4 protein-coding genes are annotated in these 5,915 nt (G+C 69.6%); 3 read left to right on the top strand and 1 reads right to left on the bottom strand.

Going from position 1 to position 5,915, the window contains the following annotated elements; translation table 11 throughout:
• The first annotated feature begins 539 nt into the window (after positions 1–539).
• The 3 genes from ACIQF0_RS14805 to ACIQF0_RS14795 all read left to right on the top strand — a co-directional run bounded on the left by ACIQF0_RS14805 (position 540) and on the right by ACIQF0_RS14795 (position 2,958).
• Positions 540–1,460, top strand: coding sequence for a DUF6891 domain-containing protein (locus tag ACIQF0_RS14805; RefSeq protein WP_401029466.1), 921 nt, complete (start codon positions 540–542; stop codon positions 1,458–1,460).
• Between the two features lie 84 nt (positions 1,461–1,544).
• Entirely contained in the window at positions 1,545–2,486 is a 942-nt protein-coding gene (locus ACIQF0_RS14800; protein WP_401029463.1) for a hypothetical protein, read from the top strand.
• Between the two features lie 61 nt (positions 2,487–2,547).
• The gene (locus ACIQF0_RS14795) at positions 2,548–2,958 is read left to right on the top strand and encodes a Calx-beta domain-containing protein (RefSeq protein ID WP_401029460.1); all 411 of its coding nucleotides are present in this window, start codon (positions 2,548–2,550) and stop codon (positions 2,956–2,958) included.
• Here ACIQF0_RS14795 and ACIQF0_RS14790 read toward each other — a convergent pair.
• Positions 2,936–5,719 (bottom strand): BTAD domain-containing putative transcriptional regulator, encoded by a 2,784-nt coding sequence (locus ACIQF0_RS14790; RefSeq protein WP_401029457.1) that lies wholly within the window; start codon positions 5,717–5,719, stop codon positions 2,936–2,938. The two genes, ACIQF0_RS14795 and ACIQF0_RS14790, sit on opposite strands and share 23 nt — an antisense overlap.
• Positions 5,720–5,915 lie beyond the last annotated feature (196 nt).

Genomic DNA, 5,915 nt, shown 5'->3' with positions numbered 1-5,915 from the left:
TGAAACCGCTCCTCCGAAGTAAGAACCCGCCCCGCTACCACGGAGCACGGACTGAGGTCGTAGATACAGCGAACGGAGGAGCACTCCGAAACACGGACTTGAACAACGCGATGCCCTACCGCGAATTCCAGGCACCATTTTCGTTCAACCGCAGCAAGCACCCACCCCGAAGAACCCCCGTGCCACCTGAAGTGGACTGACGCAGATTAACCAGGGCCAGAACCAGCACGAATCCGCCGAACAGTCCAATTTTGATCATACAAATTTCATCGACCCACACATACACGCACGCGTCACCACAGGCGCATTTCGTCACGTCCCGCACTCGACCCAACACTCGTAGTGATCACCGGAGAAAAATACATCGACTTTTGGCCACTACACGACGACAACTCCATTTCGCAGGGCTTTGCACCACTCAAGGCCAAATGAGATGGCCGCTCACCGAACGCCGCATGGCCACCGCAATGTGCTATAGCCTTAAAATAAATACTTCCAATCGGACCGATAAGAAAAGCCGATCACGTTAGAGTCTCCGCATGCTGCTGGAGATCGTGGTGCGGACGGAGACCGGGGAACGGCACGTCCGCGTGTCCGCCGAGGAACTGGCGGGACTGGTCGGGCGCATCGGCGGCGACGGGGACCGGTTCCTGGTGATCCAGCGGCTGCCGGACCTGCCCGACGTCTTCGCCCAGATCTGGCACGCGGCCGGCGGCGACTACTCGGTGGAGCACCGCGACGGCAGCGCCGACCGGCACTTCGAGACGACGGTCGGACAGCCCGCCACCGTGATCGCGGCGCTCACCGGCTGGGCCCGCCGGGAAGCCGGGTGGGACAGCGGTCTGTCCTGGTCGCCGCTGGGCCTGCCGCCCGCACAGGAGGCGCCGCCACTCGACCTCGGCGACAAGGAGCACGAGGAGCTGGAGACCCGCGTCCGCGAGGCACTGGCCGGTGGCTACTGCTCCCGTGCCGAACTGGCCGAGCTCGCGGAGGAGTACCTGGTCACCGAGGACCGCCGGCCGGTGTCGCGCGAACAGGCACAGGCGCTGGCCGACCGGTTGTGGCTGGAACGGGTCGCGGAACAGCGGTCGTGGCAGGGCGAGACCGACCCCGAACGGCTCACCCGCGCGTTCACCGCCCTGCAGCACAACGGCATCACCGCCCGCGAGAACTTCACCTGCTGCCGCGGCTGCGGCCAGGCGGAGATCGGCGCCGAGGCGAGGCCGGGCGCCCGCGGGTTCGTCTACTTCCACTCGCAGTGCACGGAGTCCGCCGCGGCCGGTCACGGGCTGACGCTCCTCTACGGCGGCTTCGACGGATCGTCCGAGACCACCACGGCCATCGGCGACGAGGTCGTGGCCGCCCTCGAAGCGGCCGGCCTGCACACCCGGTGGGACCGCGACCCAGGCCGGTCGATCACGGTCACGCCGCTGGACTGGCGCCGCCGCCTGGTCGGCTGAATCCGCGGACAACAGCACGACAACCTCGCCACAACAGCACGGCGGTACTCCTTCATCGGCAGACCACAACCGATGGAGGACATGGTGAAAGCCAAACTGGCAACGGTGCTGGCGGGCTTGCTGGCGGCCGCGGCGTTGATCGCACCGGCCGCGAGCGCCACGCCGTTCCAACGTGACGTCTTCGTGCGCGACAACGTCAGCGACGTCGGCAACGAGCCCAGCGCCGGCAGCATCTACTACAGCCCCGACATCAAGGTGTGCTCGACGCCGGTGCTGTGTGCGGTGTCGCAGAACCCGGTCGTGGGCGTCAACAACTACGTGTTCGTCACGTTGAGACGCAAGCCGGGCGGCATCGGCTTCGTGGACGGCAACCTCCACCTGTACCGCAGCAACCTCGGCGGCGGCACGGCGTGGCCGGGCGGCTGGACCTACATCGGCACCGCGGGCTCGTCCGTGCCGGTCGGCGGCACCACCGTCATGATCACCTGGCCCGGCTGGAACGTGCCCGGCCCCGCGCACTTCTGCCTGCTCGCCCGCTGGGTGTCGAACGCGGACCCGATGACGTTCGCCGAGGGCGCCAACACCCAGCTCAACGCGCAGCGGAACAACAACATCGCGTGGCGCAACGTCGACTCCGTGCGGGTCCGCCCGTTCGAACCCATCCGCGTGCCGTACACGATCGGCAACCCGGAGCGCACCGACGCCAGGCAGAACCTGATCTTCGAGCAGCCCCGGCCGTTCGCCGGCACCGCGACGATCGACCTCGGCCAGGAGCTCACGGCGCGGTGGAAGGCCGCCGGCGGACGGCTCACCGGCGTGAAGCAGGTCGGTGAGACGCAGTTCCAGCTCGTCGACACCAAGGCGAGCATCGACGGGCTGGTGCTCAAGGGCGACGAGCGGATCGAGACGGCGCTGACGTTCGCGACCGACAAGGAGGCCGGTCCGGCCGAGCTGCACGTGCGCCAGGTCGACGTCCAGGGCACGGATCTCGGCGGAGCGCAATACCTGATCAACGAGAAGGACTGAGTATCAACCCCGGTGGGTCCGTCTCCGTTGTTCGGAGACGGACCCACCGAAAGGGTTGTCAATGAAGACCATCATGGTGCTGTTGCTGCTTCTGCTGGGGATCGTGCCCGCACACGGAGCAGCGGACTGCGAGCCGCCGAACTGCCCCGACGTCGTGGACGCGATAGACGGGCCCGTGCACGAGTCGGCGGACTCGTACACGGCGGTCCTGAAACTGCGCGACGGCAAGGCGAAGCAGAACATCCAGGTGACGTACAGGTTCGTCGACGGCACCGCGAAGCTGGGTGAGGACTACCAGGCCGAGCCACGCGGAACGGTCACCATCAAGGCGGGCGAGAGCCAGGCCGGTGTGCCGTACAAGGTGCTGCGCGTGACGGAGCAGCAGAAGAAGTTCACGCTGGAGATCACGTCGGTGCAGCCTGGCCAGATCGGCAAGCGCGTGGCCGTGTTCACGATCGCCGGCAGGAAGTGAACAGGGTGACGGCCTGAGCCCAGTGCCGTGCGGCCTCGGTCCACCGCCCACTCCGGCCCTCCAGGCCGGCGAACGTGCGGTGGACCTGGGCCAGCTCGAACTCGTCCGGCGCCTGGGTCCTGGCCGTCAGCGCGGCCGCGAGGTGGTCGCGGGCGGCGGTGAGGTCGCCGAGCGCGAGGTCGGCCTCGGCCAGTTCGCGCAACGTCGACGCCTCGCGGTGCCCGTCACCGAGAGCGCGGCACACCACCAACGCGCCAGCAAGGCATTCCCTTGCCACGGCGGGATCTCCGAGCGCCAGCTGGGTCACGCCGAGGCCGGTCAGCGCGTCGGCTTCGAAGCGGTGGTCGGTGATCTCGCGGCTGATCCGCAGCGCGTCGCCGAAGAAGCGCAGCGCCGGTTCGAGGTCGGCGAGCTGGTGGAAGGCGTTGCCGAGCGACATCAGCGTCGCCGCCTCCAGCCGCGGGTTCTCCTTGGCGCGGAACGTTTCCAGGGCCGCGAACAACGGTGAGGCCGCCAGGTCCGCCTTGCCCATCCGGACGTAGGTGTAGCCGAGGTTGCGGCGCGCCAGCGCCACGCCCACCTCGTCCCCCGCCGCGCCGTGCACCTCCATCGCCGCGCGGTAGGACTCCAGCGCCAGGTCGAACTGCCGCAGTTCGGAGTGCGCGTTGGCGATGTTGTTGTGCAGCCGTGCTTCCCCGCGCAGGTCACCGGCTTCGCGCACCAGGACGAGCGCCTGCCGTTGCACCACCATGGCTTCGGCGATGCGGGAGGTCATCTGCAGCGCGATGCCCTGTCCCCGCAGCATCTCGGCCTCGGCTCGTTGGTCACCGATCGCGCGGGCTGCCGTCACGGCGTGCTCGCACTGTTCCACGCGCGCCGCCCAGTTGCCGCGTGCCTCGAAGTAACTCGTCAGCAGGTACGCCAGTTGCCACGTCTCGCGGTGCAGACCCAGCCGTGCCGCCATCCGGATCACGTGCAGCACGTTGTCGCGTTCGGCGTCGAGGTAGGCGAGCACCTCGACGCGGTCGGCGGCGAACGGGAGGTCGTCGCAGTGCGGCCGGGTCACGAGGTCGTGGCGCGGGTTGAGGACCTCGCCCGCGGCGTGGGCGATCGTGAGGTAGCGGTCGAGCAGGCGCTCCACCCCGTCACCGAGGTCGCCGCTCTGCCGGGCGAACAGCCGGATCAGGTCGTGCAGCGCGTACCGGCCGTTGCCCATCTCGCTGACGAGGTGCGACGCGACGAGTTCGTCGAGACCCGGCCCCATCGCGTCGGCGAGGTCCGCGGGAAAGTTCGCCCCGGGATGTTCGCCGAGCACGCGGAACAGCCGGGCCGCCTGCGAACTGAGCGTGCGGTGCGCGCTGGCGAACACGGTGCGGACCGTGCGGTCGTCCCCGTCGACCGTCAGCACGTCCAGCGGGTCGTTGCGGGTCAGCTCGCGCACGAGATCGGCGATCCGCCTGCCGGGCCGGATCGCGAGCCGCGCGGCCGCGATGCGCAACGCCAGCGGCAGCCGTCCACAGTGGACAACCAGGTCCGCGGTCGCTGCGGACTCCGCGCTCACCCTGGGCTCGCCGAGGATGTCGGCCAGCAGGTCACGCGCCTCCGGTTCGCTGAGCAGGTCGAGGCTCACCGTGTGCACGGCGTGGCGCGTGCCGAGCGCGGAGAGCGCGTCGCGGCTCGTGATCAGCAGCAGGTTCCCCTGGTCGCCGGGCACGAGCGGCAGCACGTCCCGCGCGCGGCGGACGTCGTCGAGCAGGATGAGGACTCGCTTGCCGTGCAACAGGGTCCGGTACAGCGCGGCCGGGTCGGCGGGGACCCGGTCCGCGGGAACGCCGAGGCTGTGCAGCATCTCGGTCAACGCCTGGGCGGGCGTGAGGCGTTGCAGGTCCAGGAACACCTGCCCGTCCGGGAAGCGGTCGGCGACCCGTCGTGCCCACTCGACGGCGAACGTGGTCTTGCCGACCCCGGCGACACCGGAGACCACGACGATCGGTGGCAGGCCGGCGAGGGCGGCGAACTCGGCCGCGCGGCCGGTGAAGTGCCCGGCGCGGGCCGGCAGCTGGGCGGGTTTCGCGCTGTGCAGCACGGGATCGCGGCGCAGGATCGCGGTGTGCAGCGCGAGGAGGTCAGGCCCGGGATCGACGCCCAGTTCGTCGGCGAGCCGGTCTCTGAGTCTTCGGAACACCTCCAGCGCGTCGGCGTGCCTGCCGTCGCGGTGCAACGCCCGCATCAGCAGGCCGACGAGCCGTTCCCTGGTCGGATGGCCGACCACCAGCCGTTCCAGCTCCTCGATCGCGTTCGGCCGGTCGAGCCGATCACCCCAGTACGCCTCCAGCGCGGCGATCCGCTGCTCCCGCAACCGATCGATCTCCGCACGCCCCCACCCGAACAGCTCGGTGCCCGCGAGCGGCTCACCGCGCCACAGGCTCAGGTCCCTGGTCCGGTCGAACGCCGCCGCGTCGACCGACGCGTCGAGCTGGTACCCGCCCGGCTTGGTCATCAGCGCGCCGGGCATCCCGCAGTCGGCGAGCGCCTGCCGCACACGCGCCACATGGCTGTGCAACGACCTCACGGCCGTGCGCGGCGGATCGTCTCCCCACAGCACGTCCACGAGACGGTCGACGGCGACCGGCGTGCCCGCGTGCAGGGCGAGCACCGCGACGATGCTGCGCTGCCGGGCACCGGTCAGCACCGCGCGGCCGTGCGGGCCGCACACCTCGACCGGCCCAAGGATCCTTACCTCGCCACCTGTTCGCCGCACATCGCGTTACGTTAGCCCGCTCAATTGCCTGGTGGCAGCGCTGATCGTGGGACGGAACCGGCAATTCGCCGCGGCCGCGCGAGGTGGCGTCCGCGACCCGGCACTGGTCCGAACCACCGCCGTCGGCTAGAAAGCCCAGGAAGTTTCTGTTATCGCCGGACGCAGGGGACATCTCCTGGTCAGAGGACCCCGGACC

Source organism: Lentzea sp. NPDC092896 (genome assembly GCF_044754905.1).
Taxonomy (GTDB): Bacteria; Actinomycetota; Actinomycetes; order Mycobacteriales; family Pseudonocardiaceae; genus Lentzea.
The sequence above is the reverse complement of the archived record's forward strand: the minus strand, read 5'-3'. Positions and strand labels throughout refer to the sequence as shown.

What these genes read in the sequence shown, in the direction of transcription:
- ACIQF0_RS14805 (WP_401029466.1), top strand. Translation starts at nt 540, where the DNA reads ATGCTGCTGGAGATCGTGGTGCGGACGGAGACCGGGGAACGGCACGTC.
- ACIQF0_RS14795 (WP_401029460.1), top strand. Translation starts at nt 2,548, where the DNA reads ATGAAGACCATCATGGTGCTGTTGCTGCTTCTGCTGGGGATCGTGCCC.